Below are 19782 nucleotides of genomic sequence, written 5' to 3' on the forward strand. Positions count from 1 at the left end.
GGGTTGCCGGCCAGCGGCCGGCACTACCGGAACATCGCCGGCGTTGTCTATCGGGGTCATTGCCGACATCGTGGACGATGCCGGCATCCTGATTGGTCGATTGCGACAATCGACACCTTGCGGTGTATTTTGACCGCCACTTAACAACCGATCCGCAATGACGTGATGCATTTCGCATCGTCACCTCCGGTCGGTATGCTGTGCCGCATGCAGCCAAAGAAATACGCCCTGCCGCTGATGGTCCTGTCGCTGGCCGCCACTTCCGTGGTCCATGCGCGCGGCACCATCGACAAGGTGGACATCAAGGGATTGGACAAGGGCGACGACGCCGCAATCATCGAGAACATCCAGGAATCGCTGTCGCTGTACGACACGATCGGCAAGGAGCAGGGCGAATCGCGCCTGGAGTACCTGCTGTCGCAGGCCGAGCGGCAGACCCGCCAGGCGCTGGAGCCATTCGGCTACTACAACCCGGTGATCAAGGTCGAGGCGCCGCGCGAGGATGAGCACGTGCGCGTGCTGATCCATGTCGACAAGGGCGCCCCGGTGACCGTGCGCCGCGAGCACATCGACATCACCGGCCCGGCGATGTACGACCAGTACCTGCAGGACGACCTGGCCGCCTTCAAGCCGCGCAAGGGCCAGCGCTTCGAGCACACCCAGTACGAAGCCAGCAAGATCACCATCACCCGGCGCCTGGCCGAGCGTGGCTACTTCGATGCCGACTACACCCAGCGCCAGGTGCAGATCACCCGCGCCGACAACGCCGCCGACATCGACCTGACCTGGGACAGCGGCCGCCGCTACAACATGGGCCCGGTGCGCTTCGAGCAGGATTACTTCGTCGACAAGCTGTTCGATCCACTGGTGTACTGGGACCAGGGCAGCTACTACCACGAGGGCAAGCTGGACCGGCTGCGCGAGTCGCTGACCAAGCTGGACTACTTCAGCGTGATCGACATCCAGCCGCGCCCGGACCAGGCCGATGAAAACGGCGAAGTGCCGGTAGACGTGAAGCTGACCCGGGCCAAGCGCACCATCTACACCGCAGGCCTGAGCTACGGCAGCGAGAGCGGCCCGGGTGTGCGCGGTGGCATCGAGCGGCGGTTCCTGAACAACCGCGGCCACAAGATGAACACGCAGCTGGACTATGCGCAGAAGCGCAAGAGCCTGGTCACCAGTTACCGCATTCCGGCCTTCAACTGGCTTGATGGCTGGTACACCTTCGCCGCCAGCGCGTACGACGAGCAGACCGACTACATCGATCTGCGCAACTTCAAGCTGATCGCCAGCCGCAGCGGCGAGATCAACGAGCACTGGACCGCGATCGCCTCGATCAACGCGCTGCGCGAGCGCTGGCGCTATGCCTCCGGCACCGAATTCACCGACGCCGTCTACAACACCTCGACGCTGGTGTACCCGCAGATGGTTGCCGACTACGTCAACGTCGACGACGAGATGTTCCCGCGCAAGGGCATCAGCGGCGCGGCGACGGTGCGTGCCGGCGTGGAAGGCGCCGGCTCGGATACCAGCTTCGTGCAGGCCAACGCCGTGTTGCGCTGGTACATCCCGGTGGGTGAAAGCAATCGCCTGATCCTGCGCGGCGAGGGCGGCACCACCTGGACCAGCGATCTGGTGGCGATGCCGCCGAGCCTGCGCTATTTCGCCGGTGGTGACCGCAGCATCCGCGGCTACGCCTACCGTGAGGTCGGCCCGCGTACGCCGAAGCCGGACAAGTACGCGCTGGGTGCCAAGAACCTGGTGATCGGCTCGGCCGAGTACGAGCACTACTTCAACGGTGGCCCCTGGGGTGCGGCGGTGTTCGTCGATACCGGCAGTGCCTTCGACAACACCATCGACCTGCATACCGGCGTCGGCTTCGGCGTACGCTGGAAATCGCCGGTGGGCCCGGTGCGCATCGACGTGGCGCACGGCCTGAACAACCCGGATTCGCAGTTCCAGCTGTACCTGAACATCGGAGCGGACCTGTGAGCACGCCCGCACCGACCCCGAACACCCCGCCGCCACGCGTGCGTTTCTATCGCCGTCGCCGCTTCTGGGCATGGTCCGGCGCCGGCGTGATCGGCCTGGTGCTGCTGGCCCTGCTGGCGGTGTACTGGCTGCTGCAGACCGTGGCCGGCCGTGACGTACTGCTGGCCCAGGTGGTGGCGCGGCTGCCGGTGGGTGCCAGCTTCACCTGGGACAAGGTGGAGGGTCCGGTGGCCGGACCGCTGACCCTGTACAACGTCGACTTCCGCTATGACGACATCCATTTCCACGCCGAGCGTGCGCACCTGGAGCCGGACCTGCGCCCGCTGCTGGGCCGCAAGCTGCTGCTGGACAAGCTGGAGCTGACCAACGCGACGCTGAACCTGGCCAAGAGCGATGAGCCGTTCAAGCTGCCGTCCTGGCCCGATTCCCTGCCGCAGATCGAGATGCCGCTGGCGATCCAGGCCGATGCCATCGCCATCGATGGCTTCCGCATCAGCCAGGCCAACGAACCGGTGATCGACATCAGCCGCGTGCGCGGCGGCATCGAGATCGCCAACGGCGAGTTCCAGGCGCACAAGCTGGTGGTGGACAGTGACATGGGCAACTTCACTGCCCAAGGCCATTACATCCCGGCCAAGGACTACGACACCGACGTGACGGTGACGGCGGTGTTGCCGGCACCGCGTGGGCGCACGGCCGCTACCGTCGGCCTGGTCGCCCGCGGTGACCTGTCGCACATGGAAGTGGCGGTGGCCGGGCGTGCACCGAAGCCGCTGCACGCGATGCTGGTGTTCGATGGCCGCACCGACCCGACGTGGAATGCCAGCGTGCGCAGCGACGAGCTCGATCTGGCGCTGCTGTCGCCGGCATTGGCGAGCTCGGCGATCACGCCGTTGTCGCTGGAATTCACTGCTGCTGGCAAGGGCGGCAATGCCAGCCTGCGTGGCAAGGTGAAGCAGGGCGAGCAGGAACTGGAACTGGCACCGTCCGTGGTGTCATTGCAGGACCAGGTGCTGAAGGTTTCGCCGCTGCTGCTGAAGGGTCTCGGTGGCGAAGCCCGCCTGGAGGGTACCGCCGATTTCAGCCAGGAAGACCAGCAGAAACTCAACTTCTCGGTGGTCGCGCGTGACCTGAGCTATGTACCGGCGCCCGATCCGAACACCGCCGGCAGCGCACCGGTGCCGGTCACTCTGAAGGAAGCACGCTTCGGCCTGGCCGGTACCCTGAAGGCCTGGGCGGCGATCGGCCGTGCCGAGGTCGAACGCGAAAAGCAGAAGGCGCAGCTGCACTTCGATGTGCGCGGCAACGACCAGGCCGCGTCGATCCACCAGCTGCAGGCGCAGACGCCGGGTGGCCAGCTGCAGGTGGAAGGCCAGGTGGCCTGGGCGCCGCAGCTGGACTGGGACGCCAAGGCCACGCTGAAGGACTTCGACCCCGGCTATTTCGTGCCAGGCTGGAATGGCCGCCTGTCCGGCAACCTGGCCTCCAAGGGCCGCCAGCTGCCGCCGCCAGCAAACGCGCCGCCGGGCACGGCCGGCACGCTGGAAGCCACCGTCGACCTGCCGTCGCTGAAGGGCATCCTGCGCCAGCGCAATCTCGACGCACAGGGCAAGTTCGCGCTGCAGGGCGCGCAGGGCCAGGGCGACCTGAAGCTGGCGCTGGGCAGCAGCCGGGTGACCGCGTCGGGCAAGGTCGGCGACCGCCTCGACATCGACGCGCGTTTCGAACCGCTGCAGCTGAGCGATCTGCTGCCCGGCGCCGATGGCGGCCTGCGTGGACAGGTACAGGTGAAGGGCCCGCGCGATGCGCCGGACATCACCGCCGACCTGGTCGGCAACAACCTCAACTGGGATGGCTACGGCGCCGAGAGCGTGAGCATCAAGGGCCGCCTGCCGTGGCGCGGCGACAGCGGCACGCTGGCGGTGCAGGGCCAGCAGGTCAACGCGGGCATGCTGCTGGAGCGGCTGAACATCGACGCGCAGGGCAGTGTGTCCAACCTGCGCCTGGCTGCGCAGACCCGCAACGAGATGGGTGCGGTCGAGCTGCAGGGCAGCGTGCGCCAGCAGGGCACGCAGTGGCGTGGCGAGCTGGCGTCGCTGCGCATCGCACCGGTGAAGGGTGATGCCTGGGCGCTGCGTGCACCGGCGGCGTTCGCGATCAACGGCAGCACCTACACGCTGTCCGAAGCCTGCCTGGCCGCGGCCAGCAGCGGCGCGCTGTGCGCACAGGTCAACTGGCCGCGCGAAGGCCTGGTGGTGCGCAGCGACGCGCTGCCACTGGCGCTGGTGCAGCCGTGGTTGCCGCCGCAGTCCGGCCGGCGCATCTACCTTCGCGGCGATGTCAGCCTGGACGCGCAGATCCGCCCGCGCGGCAACGCCTGGGAAGGCCATGTGGAAGTGCGCTCGAAGGAAGGCGGCGTGCGCCTGGGCGAGAACCGCAACACTGTGGGCGATACCACCCGCGGCGAGCTGGTGCGCTATGACCAGTTCTCGCTGAAGCTCGACATGACCCCGGCCAGCATCAAGGGCTACCTGGGCATGGGCTTCCAGGGCAATGGCTTCGTCGACGCCAGGATGCAGACCGGCTGGGAAGCCAGTGCGCCGCTGAATGGTGAGCTCTACCTCAACATGTCGCGGCTGTACTGGCTGGAGCTGTTCTCGCCGGACATCGTGCGACCGACCGGCCTGATCGAAGGCCACGTCAGCCTGCGCGGGACGCGAGGCCAGCCGTCGCTGGGTGGCGACGCACAGTTGAGCAACTTCAAGGGTGAATTCCCGGCGCTCGGCCTGACCTTCGACCAGGGCAAGGGCAGCTTCGTGGCCCAGCCCGATGGTTCGGCCAAGATCACCGCGCAGGCCAACTCCGGCCAGGGCACGCTGTACGTGGACGGTGGCCTGTCGTGGTTCGGCGATGCGCAGCCGCTGCAGCTGAAGATCCATGGCGAGAACGTGCTGCTGTCCAACACCAGCGAACTGCGCATCGTCGCCAACCCCAACCTCGACTTCACGTTGGCCAAGGCAGCGATGGAGCTGCGTGGCACCGTGCATGTGCCCGAGGCCGACATCGATCTGGAACGCCTGGACCGCGGCACCTCGGTATCCGAAGACGTGGTGGTGCTCGACCCGGCCGATCCGGAAGAGTCGCGCACCTCGCCGCTGGACATGGACCTGACCGTCAGCCTCGGCGACAAGGTGAAGATGACCGGGTTCGGCCTGAAGGGCGCGCTGACCGGCAAGATGCAGGTCTGGGCCAAGCCCGGCCGCGAAATGACCGCCAATGGCGGGCTGGAAGTGAGTGGACGCTACAAGGCGTATGGTCAGGACCTGACCATCACCCGTGGCAACCTCAACTGGAACTACAACGCGGTGTCCGACCCGCGCATCAACATCCGCGCCGAGCGCCGGATCGGTGATGTCACCGCCGGAATCGACGTGACCGGGCGTGCCCAGCAACCGCGTGCCGACGTGTGGTCCGATCCGGCGATGTCGCAGTCCGAGGCACTGGCCTATCTGGTGCTGGGACGCAGCCTGACCGGCGCCAGCAGCGACCAGGCGCAGCAGGTCAACGCGGCCTCGGCGGCGCTCTCGGCTGGCAGTGGCCTGCTCGCCTCGCAGCTGGGTGCCAAGCTGGGCCTGGATGATGCCGGCGTGAGCCAGTCGCGCGCGCTGGGTGGTTCGGTGATCGGCGTCGGCAAGTACATCTCGCCCAAGCTTTACGTGGGTTACGGCGTGTCGCTGGTGGGCGCCGGTTCGGTGATCACGCTGAAGTACCTGCTGCGCCGCGGGTTTGATGTGGAAGTGGAGTCGAGCACGGTGGAAAACCGTGGTTCGATCAACTGGCGGCGGGAGAAGTAACCCGCCGTGGCATCCCTTTAGAGCCGAGCCATGCTCGGCTTCTGCGCGCAGCGCGGGTTGAAGGAAGAGCAGCCGAGCGTGGGCTCGGCTCTACAGGTACGTGCCCCCAACCATCGGCCGTTGCCCCATCCGGCCCCAGCGGCTATGGTCCCGGGCTGTTCTGTCGTACCGGATTGCCTCATGTCACCACGCAAAGCCCTTCCCACCGCCCTGGCCCTGGGCCTGACTCTCGCCGCCGGTGCCCACGCCGATGAAGGCATGTGGATGCCGACGCAGCTGCCGGAGCTGGCCAAGCCGCTGCAGGCCGCAGGTTTCAAGGGCAATCCGGCCGACCTGGCCAATGTCACCGCGCCGCCGCTGAGCGCGGTGGTGCGCGCGGGCGGCGGCACCGGCTCGTTCGTGTCCAGCGACGGCCTGCTGCTGACCAATCACCACGTGGCGATGGGCGTGATCCAGTACAACAGCTCGCCCGAGCACGACCTGATCACTGGTGGCTTCATCGCCAACGGCCGTGCCGACGAGCGCCCGGCCAACCCGGACTTCCGCGTGCTGGTCACCGTCGGCTTCGACAAGGTGACCGACCAGGTGCTGGCGCAGGCCCGCGGCAAGACCGGCCGTGCCTACTTCGATGCCGTCGATGCCGCCAGCAAGCAGATCGTGGCCGAGTGCGAGAAGAATGGCAGTGTGCGCTGCTCGGTGGCCAACATGTACTACGGCACCGACTTCTACCGCATCGCCCAGCTGGAACTCAGCGACGTGCGCCTGGTGTACGCGCCGCCGCGTGCGATCGGCAACTATGGCGATGAGATCGATAATTTCATGTGGCCGCGCCACACCGGCGACTTCACCCTGCTGCGCGCCTATGTGGGCAAGGACGGCAAGCCGGCCGCCTACAGCAAGGACAACGTGCCCTACCAGGCGCCGGCACACCTGCAGATGTCGGTGGAGGGCCCGAAGGAGGGCGACTACGCGATGCTGGCCGGTTATCCGGGCATCACCTACCGCCACCGTACCGCGGCAGAATTCGCCGGCCAGATCGACACCGTGCTGCCGCGCCGCGTTTCGGTGTTCCAGCAGATGATCGACACTATCGAGGCGGCAACTGCCAAGGACGCGCAGGCACGTACCCGTTACGCTTCGCAGCTGCAGTCGCTGAAGAACAACCGCAAGCGCGCCGCCGGTGAGCTGGAAGGTCTGCTGCGCAGCGACGCCAAGGCCCAGCGTGCCGCCGACGAGACCGCGATGCTGGCCGCCACCGACCGCAGGTACCAGAGCGACATCAAGGCGCTGCTGGCCAACCTGTCACAGGGCGCGGCGGTGGGCGAGCGTGACCTGCTGCTGGACCAGATGGCCGCACAGAGCCAGTTGCTGCGCTCGGCGCTGCTGCTGGAGCGCCTGCGCATCGAATCGGCCAAACCGGACGCGCAGCGCGAGAGCGGTTACCAGCAGCGCGACCAGGCGATGATCGAAGGCGTGCTCAAGCAGGTCCAGCGCCGCTACACACCGGAGGTCGAGAAGGCCCTGCTGACCACCCTGCTGACCCGTTACCAGCAGCTGCCGGACGCGCAGCGCGTGGCCGAGTTCGACGCCGCCTTCGGCCGTACCCCGCAGCAGCTGGCCAAGGCACTGGATACCCTGTACGCCGGCACCCAGCTGGGTGACGAGGCGCAGCGCCTGTCGCGCTTCGCGGCTGCGCGCGAAGGCAAGGCCCTGGCCGCCGATCCGCTGATCGCCGTGGCCGGCCCGCTGGTGGCCGCGCAGCTGCGCATCGAGAACGAAAGCAAGACCCGCGAGGGCGAGCAGCTGCGCCTGCGCCCGGCCTACATGCAGGCGCTGTTCGCCTGGCGTGCCAAGCAGGGCCGCGCCGTGTACCCGGATGCCAACCGCACCCTGCGCATCAGCTACGGCAAGGTCGAGGCACTGCACCCGCGCGATGGCGTGACCTACTCGCCGGTGACCACCGTGGCCGGCATCGTCGAGAAGAACACCAACGCCTATCCGTTCGACGCACCCAAGCCGCTGCTGGCCGCGATCGCCAAGGGTGACTTCGGCAGCACCGCCGATCCGGCACTGAAGACCCAGACGGTCAACTTCCTGACCAACCTGGACACCACCGGCGGCAACTCCGGCTCGCCGGTGCTCAATGCCAAGGGCGAACTGATCGGCCTGAACTTTGACAGCAACTGGGAGTCGGTCAGCGCCAGCTGGTGGTTCGACCCGCGCTACAAGCGTGCCGTGCACGTGGACATGCGCTACCTGCGCTGGCTGCTGGCCAAGGTCTACCCGGCGCCGGAACTGCTGAAGGAAATGGGCGTGCCGGCCCAGTAAGAAGCCGGCCACGACCCACGGTCGTGGCCCGCACCGCGTAAGCCCCCACACTGGTGGGGGCGGTTGCCCCCAACGAGCCCGTACACCCGGCCGCGCCTGGCCTACACTGCGGGTTCCTCCGACGGAAACACACGCGTGGTCTCCAGTTGGGTCCTGCTGCTGGTCTCGGTTGCCTATGCCGCGCTGCTGTTCGGCGTGGCGTGGTGGGGCGACCGTCGGCCGATGTACCCCGACCGGCCGTGGCTGCGGCCGGTCGTCTACAGCCTGGCGCTGGCGGTGTACTGCTCGTCGTGGACGTTCTACGGCGCGGTCGGCACTGCCGTGCGCAATGGCGTGGGCTACCTGCCGATCTACATCGGCCCGCTGCTGCTGCTGTTGTTCGGCTGGCGCATCATCGAGCGCCTGGCGCTGATCGCACGCAGCCAGAACGTGGTCTCCATCGCCGATTTCATCTCCTCGCGCTTCGGTCGCTCGCGGCGGCTGGCGGCGCTGGTGGCGATCATCGCGCTGATCGGCATCATTCCGTACCTGGCGTTGCAGTACAAAGCGGTGGCGATGAGCCTGCAGGTGCTGACCGGCAACACCGGCCCGACCGGGTTCTTCACCGACCCGGCGCTATACGTGGCATTGCTGATGGCGCTGTTCGCCACCCTGTTCGGTACCCGCCAGGTCGATGCCACCGAGCACCACCACGGCATGATGCTGGCGATCGCCTTTGAATCGGTGATCAAGCTGCTGGCGATGCTGGCGGTGGGCGTGTTCGCCTACCTGTGGCTGAGCAACCGCACCGACGCGGTGGTCGAGTCGGTGCATACGCTGTTCACCGGCCTGCCGCCGGTCGGCTTCATCTCGCAGACCCTGCTCAGTTTCCTCGCCATCATCTGCCTGCCGCGCCAGTTCCACGTGGCCGTGGTCGAGTGCGGTGACGTGCGCGACGTGCGCCGCGCGCGCTGGATGTTCGGCGGTTACCTGGTGCTGATCTCGGGCATGGTGCTGCCGATCGCCACCGCCGGCGTGACCCTGTTCGGCACCGGCGGCGGCGTCGCCGACGACTCGATGGTGCTGGCCCTGCCGTTGGCCGAAGGCCGCAATGCGCTGGCGCTGATCGCCTACGTGGGCGGCTTCTCGGCGGCCACCGGCATGGTCATCGTCTCGTCCATCGCGCTGGCGACCATGGTCAGCAATGATCTGGTGATGCCGGTACTGCTGCGTCGGAGCGGTGACCACCAGGAAGCCGCTGACGTCGCCTCGCGCGTGTTGTGGATCCGCCGCCTGGCGATCCTGCTGCTGGCGCTGATGGCCTACAGCTACTACCGCACCAGCAGCAACGACAGCACGTTGGCCTCGTACGGCCTGATGGCGTTCGCGGCGGTGGCGCAGTTCGCGCCCGGCCTGATCGGCGGCCTGTACTGGCGCGGTGCCAGCCGGCGTGGTGTCGAGGTGGGCATGCTGCTCGGCTTCGCGACCTGGCTGTACACACTGCTGCTGCCAGCGATGACCATGGCCGGCTGGGTTGATGCCGGCTGGGTGCAGCACGGTCCGTTCGGCATCGAATGGCTGCGTCCGCAGCAGCTGTTCGGCATGTCCGGCTGGGATCCGCTGACCCACGGCACGTTCTGGTCGCTGCTGGTCAATGCGGCCACGATGATGCTGGTGTCCGCACGCTGGCGGCCCGGCGTCGACGAGCGCCTGCGTGCGGCACCGTTCCTCGACCCGTATGCCGAGCGCCCGTCGGTGGCCGGTGGCTGGCCCGGTCATGTGCATGTGGGCGACCTGCTGGCACTGGCCTCGCGCGTGGTCGGCGAACGTCATGCGCGGCGTTCGTTCTTCGAGCAGGCGCAGTCACTGGGCCGTGAACTGCAATCCTCCGCGCCTGCAGACCGCCCGTGGGTGCAGTTCACCGAGCGCCTGCTGGCCGCGTCGATCGGCGCGGCGTCCGCACGCCTGCTGCTGACCAGCCTGCTGCGTGGCTCGGGCATGGACCTGGGCGAAGTGGTGGCAGTGCTGGACGAAGCCGGGCAGGAACTGCGCTTCAACCGCGAGATCCTGTCGACCACGCTGGAGAACATCAGCGCCGGGGTCAGCGTGGTCGATCCGGACATGCGCCTCACCGCGTGGAACCGCCGCTACCAGGACATGTTCGGCTACCCCGACGGCATGCTCTACGTGGGCCGCCCGGTGGCCGACCTGATCCGCTACAACGCCGAGCGCGGTGAGCTGGGCGAGGGCGATATCGAAGTGCAGATCAACCGCCGCATCGGCTACATGCGCGCCGGTTCGCCGCACGTGTTCGAGCGCACCCGCAGCGACGGCAAGGTGATCGAGATGCGCGGCCAGGCGCTGCCCGGCGGCGGTTACGTGACCAGCTACAACGACATCACCGACTACAAGCACGCTGAAAGGGCGCTGCTTGAAGCCAACGAGACGCTGGAACAGCGCGTGGCCGAGCGCTCGCATGAGGCCGAGGTCGCGCAGCAGTCGAAGACGCGCTTCCTGGCGGCGATCAGCCACGACGTGCTGCAGCCGCTGAACGCAGCACGCCTGTTCGCTTCGGCACTGCGCGACAGTGATCACGTGAGCGACGAGCAGAAGCATCTTGCCGAGCGCGTGGATGCGTCGCTGCGTGCGGCCGAAGAACTGCTTGATGGCCTGCTGGACGTGTCGCGGCTGGATGCCGGTGGCCTGCACCCGGTGATCGGCGAGTTCGATGTGAGTGCGTTGATGCGCGAGCTGGCCGCGCAGTACACGCCGGTGGCCGCAGGCCGTGGCCTGCGCCTGGACCTGTTCACGCGTCCGGCCTGGGTGCGCAGTGACCGCCGCCTGCTGCGCCGCGTACTGCAGAACTTCCTGGCCAATGCGCTGCGCTACACACGCCAGGGGCGCATCGTGCTGGCCGTGCGCCAGCGCGGCGACGAGGTGGAACTGCAGGTGTGGGATACCGGCCCGGGCATTCCCGAACACCACATGCGGCAGATCTTCGACGAGTTCCACCGCTACCAGCAGCCGTTCGACTGGGGCGAGCAGGGGTTGGGCCTGGGCCTGTCGATCTGCCAGCGCATCTCGCGCCTGCTCGACCATCGCCTCAATGCACGCAGCCGCGTTGGCAGTGGCTCGATGTTCTCGATCATCCTGCCGCGGGTTGCGCCCTTGCCCGGCTACACCGAGCCTGCCAAGGCGACCCAGGCCGTGGCCACACCGGTGCGCAGCGATTCGCTGGCGGGCCTGCGGGTGCTGTGCGTGGACAACGACGAGGAAATCCTCGACGGCATGCGCGCACTGCTCGGCCGCTGGCAGGTGCAGGTGATCACTGCCGCCACTGTCGACCAGGCGCTGGAGAAGATCGCCGAGCGACCGCAGGTGATGCTGGTGGACTACCACCTGCACGACCGCATGGATGGCCTGGATGCGCTGGTGGCACTTCGCGAGGCTGCGGGCTACCCGTTGCCCGGCGCGCTGCTGACCGCCGATGGTCGCGACGAGTTGAAGCGGATGGCGCGCGAACGCGGCTACCGCGTGCTGACCAAGCCGATCAAGCCGGCCTCGCTGCGCGCCTTCCTGGGCGCGCTGCGCGACGCCGGCAACAGCGATGCCTGATGGCAATGTAGAGCCGAGTCCGCACTCGGCTGCTGCGCGGGACATGGTGTTCCGTGGGCCGGCCGAACAGCAGCCGAGCATTGGCTCGGCTCTACAAAAATCCAGTTGCGGGGGCCCTCTGTAGAGCCGAGCCCGCGCGCAGCGACGTGCTGATATAGCCATCGCTATACAAACCAGCCCTGCCTGCGCGTTTCGATGGAAATGCGCCACGCGTGGATCGCGATGCTAAGCTTCGCGTCCCCTTGGGGAGTAGCCGGATTCCTTCGCAGGAATCGTCCACGTCAACATACTCGGCCAGTGCGCCGTGGCGTGGACAACCATGATGGTTGGCGAGACCAGCGGCCCGCGCGCGCAACGTCAGGTTGGGCGCGAGCGCCGGCCGTGCGTCCGTCCTAGCCCGACCTTCAGCAGTCGCCAATGTCCCCCATTTCGATCCTCCTGATCGGCTTTGCCATGTCCACCGATGCCTTCGCAGCCGCGATCGGCAAGGGTGCCGCCATGCGCAAACCGGTGTTCCGTGACGCGCTGCGCGCCGGCATCATCTTCGGTGTCATCGAGGCGATCACGCCCATCATCGGCTGGCTGCTCGGCCGTGCCGCCCTGCAGTACGTGGAAGCTTTCGACCACTGGATCGCCTTCGGCCTGCTCGGCGCGCTGGGCATCCACATGATCTACAACGGCCTGCGCCCGGACAGTGGCGAAGATGATGAAGACCCTTCGCAGCACCACGGCTTCTGGAAGCTGGCGCTGACCGGTTTCGCCACCAGCATCGACGCGATGGCCGTGGGCATCGGCCTGGCCTTCATGGACGTGCATATCGGCGTGATGGCCGCCGTCATCGGTCTGTGCACGCTGACCATGGTCACCGTCGGCATCATGCTCGGCCGCGTGCTGGGCAGCATGGTCGGCAAGCGTGCCGAGATCATCGGCGGCGTGATCCTGGTGATCATCGGCGCGACGATCCTGTACGAACACCTGCACGGCGTGGGGTGAGCAGGGAAACCTGTAGAGCCGAGCCCACGCTCGGCTGCTTTGCATGGCAGCCGAGCATGGGCTCGGCTCTACATCAGGGTGTTGGCTGACAAGCATTGCGGTGTTGCACTGATGGAGAGACTGGCATGCGTGCCATAGCCTCTTCGCATGGCCAGTCCCGCACTCCGTTATGGTCGTTGGTCGCATACCGGCAATGTCTATGCACTTACCACGGTGACGCATGCGCGTCGTCCCTGGTTCAGTGACAAGGCCAACGTCGATCTGCTGATCGAAGCCCTGCGCACCGTAGAGCGGACGGGGCGGACCTCCTCCCTCGCCTGGGTGGTGATGCCGGATCATCTGCACTGGCTGTTCGAACTCCGTACCGGCACGCTTGCCGGCTGCATGCAGATCCTCAAATCACGGAGCGGGCGTTCCATCGGCAGGCGCGCTGAGGCGAACGCGCCGATCTGGCAGCCGGGATACTACGATCATGCGCTGCGCGGCGATGAGTGCCTGCGCACGCAGGCGATGTACATCGCGGCCAATCCCGTGCGTGCTGGGCTGGCCACGCGCATCGAGGAATACCCCTATGTGTGGAGTCGATGGTTGCTTGAGGAGTGATTGGTATTGAGGCAAAGAGCAGCCGAGCATGGGCTCGGCTCTACAGACGTCATGATGCCCCTGTAGAGCCGAGCCCATGCTCGGCTCCGCAGTCCGTCACCTTCAGTCTTCTTCCGGCGGCAGCACGATGGTGTCGTCGTCGATCGCCAGCTTGCCGGCCATCAGCACGGCCTGGGTGCGGTTGGTCACGCCGAGCTTGCGCAGGATGGCGGTGACGTGGGCCTTGATCGTCGCTTCGGAGACGTTGAGGTCGTAGGCGATCTGCTTGTTCAAGCGGCCGGCGCCGAGCATCTGCAGGACGCGAAACTGCTGCGGGGTCAGCTCGCGCAGGCGCTGGCCGACTTCGCGTTCTTCGCTGCCGGTGGGCGGCACGTTGTGCGCTTCCGGCGGTGCCCAGGTCTCGCCATCGAGGATGGTGCCCAACGCATGGCCGATGGTGTCCGAATCCGCAGACTTCGGGATGAAGCCCAGCGCACCGTGGTCGAGCGCGCGGCGCATCACCGTGGCTTCTTCGCGCGCGGACACCACCACCACTGGCAGCTGGGGGTGCAGTGAGCGCATGTGCACCAGTGCGTTGAAGCCCTGCGCACCGGGCATGTTGAGATCCATCAGGACCAGGTCGGCGTCGTTGTGCTGGTCGGCCAGCGCGTACAGCGCTTCCACGCTGTCGGCCTCGAACAGCTGCACGCCCGGGATGACCCGCTGCACGGCGCCGCGCAGGGCTTCGCGGAACAGCGGGTGGTCATCGGCAATCAGGAGGGTGGTCATGGTCGGGGGGAACCGTGGGGGAAAGCAGATGGGGTCAGAGCCCTTTCCTTGAGCAAAGGGATCCGACCCCGGGTCGTACGTCATCGCACCTTGCGCTCGTCCACCAGCGACGCCACCACCGATGGATCGGCCAGGGTCGAGGTGTCGCCGAGCTGGTCCGGTGCGTTCTCGGCGATCTTGCGCAGGATGCGGCGCATGATCTTGCCCGAGCGGGTCTTCGGCAGGCCCGGCGCCCACTGCAGGTGGTCCGGTGTGGCGATCGGGCCGATCTCCTTGCGCACCCAGGCGATCAGTTCCTTGTGCAGCTCATCGCTCGGCGCCTCTTCGGCCACCAGGGTGACGTAGGCGTAGATACCCTGGCCCTTGACGTCGTGCGGGAAGCCCACGACCGCCGCTTCGGCCACCTTCGGATGCGAGACCAGCGCGCTTTCCACTTCGGCGGTGCCGATGCGGTGGCCGGACACATTGATCACATCGTCGACGCGGCCGGTGATCCAGTAATAGCCGTCCTCGTCGCGGCGGCAACCGTCGCCGGTGAAGTAGCTGCCGGGGTAGGTGCGGAAATACGTATCGATGAAACGCTGGTGGTCGCCGTACACCGTGCGCATCTGGCCCGGCCAGGAGTCACGGATGATCAGGTTGCCCTCGGTCGGGCCGTCCTGGATCTCGCCATCGGCATTGACCAGCGCCGGCTGCACGCCGAAGAAAGGCAGGGTGGCCGACCCCGGCTTGAGGTCCATCGCACCGGCCAGCGGCGAGATCAGGATGCCGCCGGTCTCGGTCTGCCACCAGGTATCGACGATCGGGCAGCGGCTGTCGCCGACCACCTCGTAGTACCAGCGCCAGGCTTCCGGGTTGATCGGCTCGCCGACGCTGCCGAGCAGGCGCAGCGACGCGCGCGAGGTCTTCTTCACCGGCTCCTCGCCCTCGCGCATCAGCGCACGGATGGCGGTCGGGGCGGTGTAGAAGATGGTCACCTTGTGCTTGTCGATGACGTTCCAGAAGCGCGAGGTGTCCGGATAGTTCGGCACGCCTTCGAACATCAGCGAGGTCGCACCGTTGGCCAGTGGCCCGTACACGATGTAGCTGTGGCCGGTGACCCAGCCGACGTCGGCGGTGCACCAGTAGATGTCGTCCTCGCGCAGGTCGAACACCGCTTCATGGGTGCAGGCCGCGTACAGCAGATAGCCGCCGGTGGTGTGCAGCACGCCCTTCGGCTTGCCGGTGGAACCGGAGGTGTAGAGGATGAACAGCGGATCTTCCGCGTTCATGCGTTCCGGTTCGCAGGTGGCCGGCTGGCTGTCCACCACATCGTGGAACCAGCGGTCGCGCGGGGCCTGCATGTCCACCGCGCCGCCGGTGTGGCGCACCACCAGCACGGTTTCAACCGTGTTCGTGCCCGGCAGCTTCAGCGCGGCATCAACGTTGGCCTTCAGCGGAATCCTGCGGCCACCGCGCAAGCCTTCGTCGGCGGTGATGATCAGCTTGCTCTGGCAGTCGCTGACGCGGTCGGCGATCGAGTTCGGCGCGAAGCCACCAAACACCACCGAGTGGATCGCACCGATGCGCGCGCAGGCCAGCATGGCCACCGCAGCATCGATGATCATCGGCAGGTAGATGGTGACGCGGTCGCCCTTTTTGACCCCGAGGTTGCGCAGCGCATTGCCGAGGCGGCAGGTGCGCTCATACAGCTCGCGATAGGTCACGTGCTGGGCCGGTGCATCCGGGCCGTCCGGCTCGAACAGCAGGGCGGTCTTGTCGCCGCGCGTCTCGAGCTGGCGATCCAGGCAGTTCACGCTGGCATTGAGCTCACCATCCTCGAACCACTTGATGTGGAAGTCGGACAGGTCGTAGCTGACGTTCTTGATCTTCGTCGGCTTGCGCATCCATTGCAGGCGCTCGGCGGCCTTGCCCCAGAATCCATCCGGGTCGGTTACCGACGCCTGGTACTGCTGTTCATAGGTCTTCTTGTCGATGCGTGCCTTGGCGGCGAACTGCGGATCGACGGGGTAGATATCAGCCATGGCACCCTCACTTGCACGTTGACTTTGTATGTGCGGTCGCAGCATCGCAACGACCAATCCCCCTCAGTTTGCCCCATCCACCCCCGGCCGCGTCACCACCCTGGTTAGACCATGGTCGAAAGTGAGCGCCCTGCAGGGCCGGGTTCGACCAATGGCGAATAGCCGCTATACATAATCGCCCCGCAGTCTCGGCTCGACCGTGCCCCACGCGCGGCATCACCTTGCCACTTGGGAGAGAGGGCAACATGAGCCACCGTACGTTGAAAGCCGTGCGCACACCTTTGGCGGCCTGCCTGCTGGTCGCCCTGGTCGCACCGGGCATGGCGTTCGCAGAGACCGCCAAAGAGAAGGCACTGGAAGCACGCGTTGCCGAACTGGAACGCCAGGTCCAGCTGCTGCTGTCTTCGCAGCAACAACAACAGACCCAGATCAGCCAGACCCAGCAGGCGGTGACCGAAGTCCGCACGGTGCAGGCCGGGCAGAAGCCGGTCGCACAGGTGCCGGCCGGCAAGCAGCCGATCCAGGTCACCACCATCACCCCGGGCGCGGCACCGGGCACCACGGTCAAGATCGGCGGCTTCATCAAGGCCGACTTCCTGGCCACCCAGACCAGCGATGGCCAGCTGGCCGACGACGCCACCGGCCGCTCGCTGTACCTGCCGGGCCAGACCCCGGTGGAAGGCGCCGGCGGCAGCGGCAAGCGGTCGGGCACCGATTTCAACGCCCATGCCAAGTTCTCGCGCTTCAACCTGGGCATCGACAACGTCAGCGAATCGGGCAACAAGGCCGGTGCGTTCTTCGAGATGGACTTCTTCGGCAACTCGCTGGGCAACCAGACCGCCACCAATACCTACGGCGTGACCCTGCGCCACGCCTACATGTACTGGAACAACTGGCTGGCCGGCCAGACCTGGTCCAACTTCATGGACGCGGCCGCACTACCCGAAGCGGTCGACTTCGTCGGCCCCACCGACGGCGTAATCTTCGTGCGCCAGGCGCAGGTGCGCTACACCCAGGGTGGCTTCAGCGTCGCGCTGGAAAACCCGGAAACCACCACCCTCACCGGCACCCGCAACCCGGTCACCGGCGCCTGGACCAACGCCAGCGCCAACTCCGACCGTGGCAGCCTGCCCGACCTGACCCTGCGCTATGGTTGGAAGGGCGACTGGGGCACCTTCGGTGTCGGCGGCATCGTCCGCCAGTTGAAGGTCGACAACCAGGCGACCGGCGCGAAGGCCGACAAGGTGGCCGGCGGCCTGACCCTGGGCGGCAAGTGGGTGATGGGTGACAGCGATTCGCTGCATTACCAGCTGACCGGTGGCGAAGGCATCGCCCGCTACATCGGCCTGGGCATCACTGCCGACAGTGCCTATGACGTGGCCCGCGACGAACTCAACCCGACCGGCGTGCTGGCCGGCTATGTCGGCTGGCGGCATGCGTTCTCGCCGAAGCTGCGCACCAACCTGATCTACGCGCGCAGCGACTACGACAACGACAGCATCCTCGGCCCGCTGGTGACCAAGAGCGTGCAGAGCATCCGCGGCAACATCTTCTATTCGCCGCTGCCCAAGGTCGATATCGGCGCCGAGCTGATGTATGGCCGTCGCGAAGTGGAGAACGGCAACAAGGGTGACATCACCCGGTTGCAGTTCACTACGAAGTACAGCTTCTAAGAGCGTGCCGGCCAGCGGCCGGCACCTACCGAGATGGGGTGCCGGCCAAGGTCGGCATCTACCGAATTGAGTGCCGACCAACGGTCGGCACCCACCAACAACGATTGCTTCGGAGGGGAAGCGTCCCATGTCCAGTACACCCAGCACCGCACATAAAGCGGGCACCCTGACCAAGGGCCACAAGAAGGTCATCTTCGCCTCGAGCCTCGGCACGGTCTTCGAGTGGTATGACTTCTTCCTGTACGGCTCGCTCGCGGCCATCATCGCCAAGCAGTTCTTCAGTGGCGTCAATGAAACCACGGGCATGATCTTCGCCCTGCTGGCGTTCGCCGCCGGCTTCTTCGTGCGCCCGTTCGGCGCGGCCTTCTTCGGCAGCCTCGGCGACCGCATCGGCCGCAAGTACACCTTCCTGGTCACCATCCTGATCATGGGCATCTCGACCTTCCTGGTCGGCGTGCTGCCCAACTACGCCTCGATCGGGTTTGCCGCACCGGTGATCCTGATCATCCTGCGCCTGGCCCAGGGCCTGGCGATGGGCGGCGAGTACGGCGGTGCCGCCACCTATGTGGCCGAGCACGCGCCGGACGACAAGCGCGGCCTGTACACCAGCTTCATCCAGTGCACCGCCACGCTGGGCCTGTTCCTGTCGCTGCTGATCATCCTGGCCTGCCGCATGACCCTGGGCAACGAGGCGTTCGAGGCCTGGGGCTGGCGCATCCCGTTCCTGGTGTCGATCCTGCTGCTGGGCATTTCGGTATGGATCCGCCTGCAGCTGAGCGAATCGCCGCTGTTCCAGCAGATGAAGGCTGAAGGCAAGGGCTCCAAGACCCCGTTCCGCGACAGCCTGAAGGGCGGCAACCTGAAGCTGATGCTGCTCGTCCTGCTCGGTGCGGCGGCTGGCCAGGCCGTGGTCTGGTACGGCGGACAGTTCTACGCGCTGTTCTTCCTCAGCAGCATGCTGAAGGTCGATGCCACCACCTCCTACCTGCTGATCGCCGCAGCGCTGGCACTGGGCACGCCGTTCTTCATCTTCTTCGGCTGGCTGTCCGACCGCATCGGCCGCAAGAAGATCATCCTGGCCGGCTGCCTGCTGGCGGCCATCACCTACATCCCGATCTTCAAGGGCCTGACCCACTTCGCCAACCCGGCCATCGAAGAAGCGCGCAGCAGCTCCCCGGCACTGGTCGTCGCCGACCCGGCCACCTGCTCCTTCCAGTTCGATCCGGTGGGCCTGCGCAAGTTCACCAGCTCCTGCGACGTGGCCACCGCCGCGCTGACCAAGGCCGGTGTGCCGTACGACGTGCAGCCCGCCGCCGCCGGTTCGCTGGCGATGGTGAACGTGGGCAGTGCCAGCGTCACCTCGTATGAGGCCGCTGGCCTGACCAAGGAAGAAGGCAAGGCCAAGGCCGATGCGTTCGGCGCGGAGCTGAAGACCGCGCTGACCACCGCCGGCTACCCGGCCAAGGCCGATGGTGCGCGCATCAACATCGCCGGCACCATCTTCATGCTGTGGCTGCTGGTGCTGTACGTGACCATGGTCTACGGCCCGATCGCCGCCTACCTGGTCGAACTGTTCCCGACCCGCATCCGCTACACCTCGATGTCGCTGCCGTACCACATCGGCAACGGCTGGTTCGGTGGCTTCCTGCCGGCGATCTCGTTCGCGCTGGTGGCCGGTACCGGCAACCTGTACTACGGCCTGTGGTACCCGATTGCGATCGCACTGATGTCGGTGGTGATCGGCGGCCTGTTCCTGCGCGAGACCAAGAACGTGGATATCACCAAGTAACCGGCGTGCCGACCAACGGTCGGCACCCACCGGGTTTCAGGGGCCGCGGTGCAGACCGCGGCCTTTCTGTTTGTCGACCGTGCCCACTCGGCTCGCATTCCGGTAGTGCCGGCCGCTGGCCGGCAATAGGTTCATGTCTGCGAAGATTCATGGGGTTGCCGGCC

Annotated in this window: 10 protein-coding genes and 1 riboswitch; of the genes, 8 read left to right on the plus strand and 2 right to left on the minus strand. The window is 66.6% G+C overall.

Going from position 1 to position 19782, the window contains the following annotated elements; genetic code table 11:
- The first annotated feature begins 195 nt into the window (after positions 1-195).
- From ACM0PK_RS20825 to ACM0PK_RS20850, 6 genes are all read left to right on the plus strand, one after another.
- On the plus strand, positions 196-1992 hold the full coding sequence (locus tag ACM0PK_RS20825; RefSeq protein WP_032954656.1) for an autotransporter assembly complex protein TamA: 1797 nt from the start codon (positions 196-198) through the stop codon (positions 1990-1992).
- On the plus strand, positions 1989-5846 hold the full coding sequence (locus ACM0PK_RS20830; RefSeq protein WP_414607084.1) for a translocation/assembly module TamB domain-containing protein: 3858 nt from the start codon (positions 1989-1991) through the stop codon (positions 5844-5846). Before ACM0PK_RS20825 ends, ACM0PK_RS20830 begins: the two co-directional genes overlap by 4 nt.
- A 180-nt stretch (positions 5847-6026) precedes the next feature.
- Positions 6027-8174 carry a S46 family peptidase gene (locus tag ACM0PK_RS20835; RefSeq protein ID WP_414607083.1) on the plus strand — a complete coding sequence of 716 codons (2148 nt, stop codon included), beginning with the start codon at positions 6027-6029 and terminating at the stop codon, positions 8172-8174.
- Positions 8175-8309: 135 nt separating this feature from the next.
- Positions 8310-11768, plus strand: coding sequence for a hybrid sensor histidine kinase/response regulator (locus ACM0PK_RS20840; RefSeq protein ID WP_414607082.1), 3459 nt, complete (start codon positions 8310-8312; stop codon positions 11766-11768).
- 238 nt (positions 11769-12006) lie between these two features.
- Positions 12007-12096, plus strand: a riboswitch (yybP-ykoY riboswitch).
- Between the two features lie 89 nt (positions 12097-12185).
- Positions 12186-12761 (plus strand): manganese efflux pump MntP, encoded by a 576-nt coding sequence (locus ACM0PK_RS20845; protein WP_053498787.1) that lies wholly within the window; start codon positions 12186-12188, stop codon positions 12759-12761.
- Positions 12762-12908: 147 nt separating this feature from the next.
- Positions 12909-13364 (plus strand): REP-associated tyrosine transposase, encoded by a 456-nt coding sequence (locus tag ACM0PK_RS20850; protein ID WP_111201068.1) that lies wholly within the window; start codon positions 12909-12911, stop codon positions 13362-13364.
- Positions 13365-13466: 102 nt separating this feature from the next.
- Here the strand turns inward: ACM0PK_RS20850 and ACM0PK_RS20855 are convergent, their stop codons facing one another.
- Together ACM0PK_RS20855 and acs are read right to left on the minus strand one after the other, a co-directional pair.
- Positions 13467-14132 (minus strand): response regulator transcription factor, encoded by a 666-nt coding sequence (locus tag ACM0PK_RS20855; protein ID WP_111201069.1) that lies wholly within the window; start codon positions 14130-14132, stop codon positions 13467-13469.
- Between the two features lie 80 nt (positions 14133-14212).
- Positions 14213-16156, minus strand: coding sequence for an acetate--CoA ligase (gene acs, locus ACM0PK_RS20860; RefSeq protein ID WP_228336662.1), 1944 nt, complete (start codon positions 16154-16156; stop codon positions 14213-14215).
- 245 nt (positions 16157-16401) lie between these two features.
- On the opposite strand from acs, the gene ACM0PK_RS20865 reads away from it, so the two are divergent.
- Positions 16402-17829 (plus strand): DcaP family trimeric outer membrane transporter, encoded by a 1428-nt coding sequence (locus ACM0PK_RS20865; protein ID WP_032954652.1) that lies wholly within the window; start codon positions 16402-16404, stop codon positions 17827-17829.
- Positions 17830-17956: 127 nt separating this feature from the next.
- Positions 17957-19618 (plus strand): MFS transporter, encoded by a 1662-nt coding sequence (locus tag ACM0PK_RS20870; RefSeq protein WP_049412037.1) that lies wholly within the window; start codon positions 17957-17959, stop codon positions 19616-19618.
- Positions 19619-19782 lie beyond the last annotated feature (164 nt).

The sequence above is a fragment of the Stenotrophomonas sp. FR010 genome (assembly GCF_047520755.2).
In the GTDB taxonomy this organism is placed as follows: domain Bacteria; phylum Pseudomonadota; class Gammaproteobacteria; order Xanthomonadales; family Xanthomonadaceae; genus Stenotrophomonas; species Stenotrophomonas sepilia.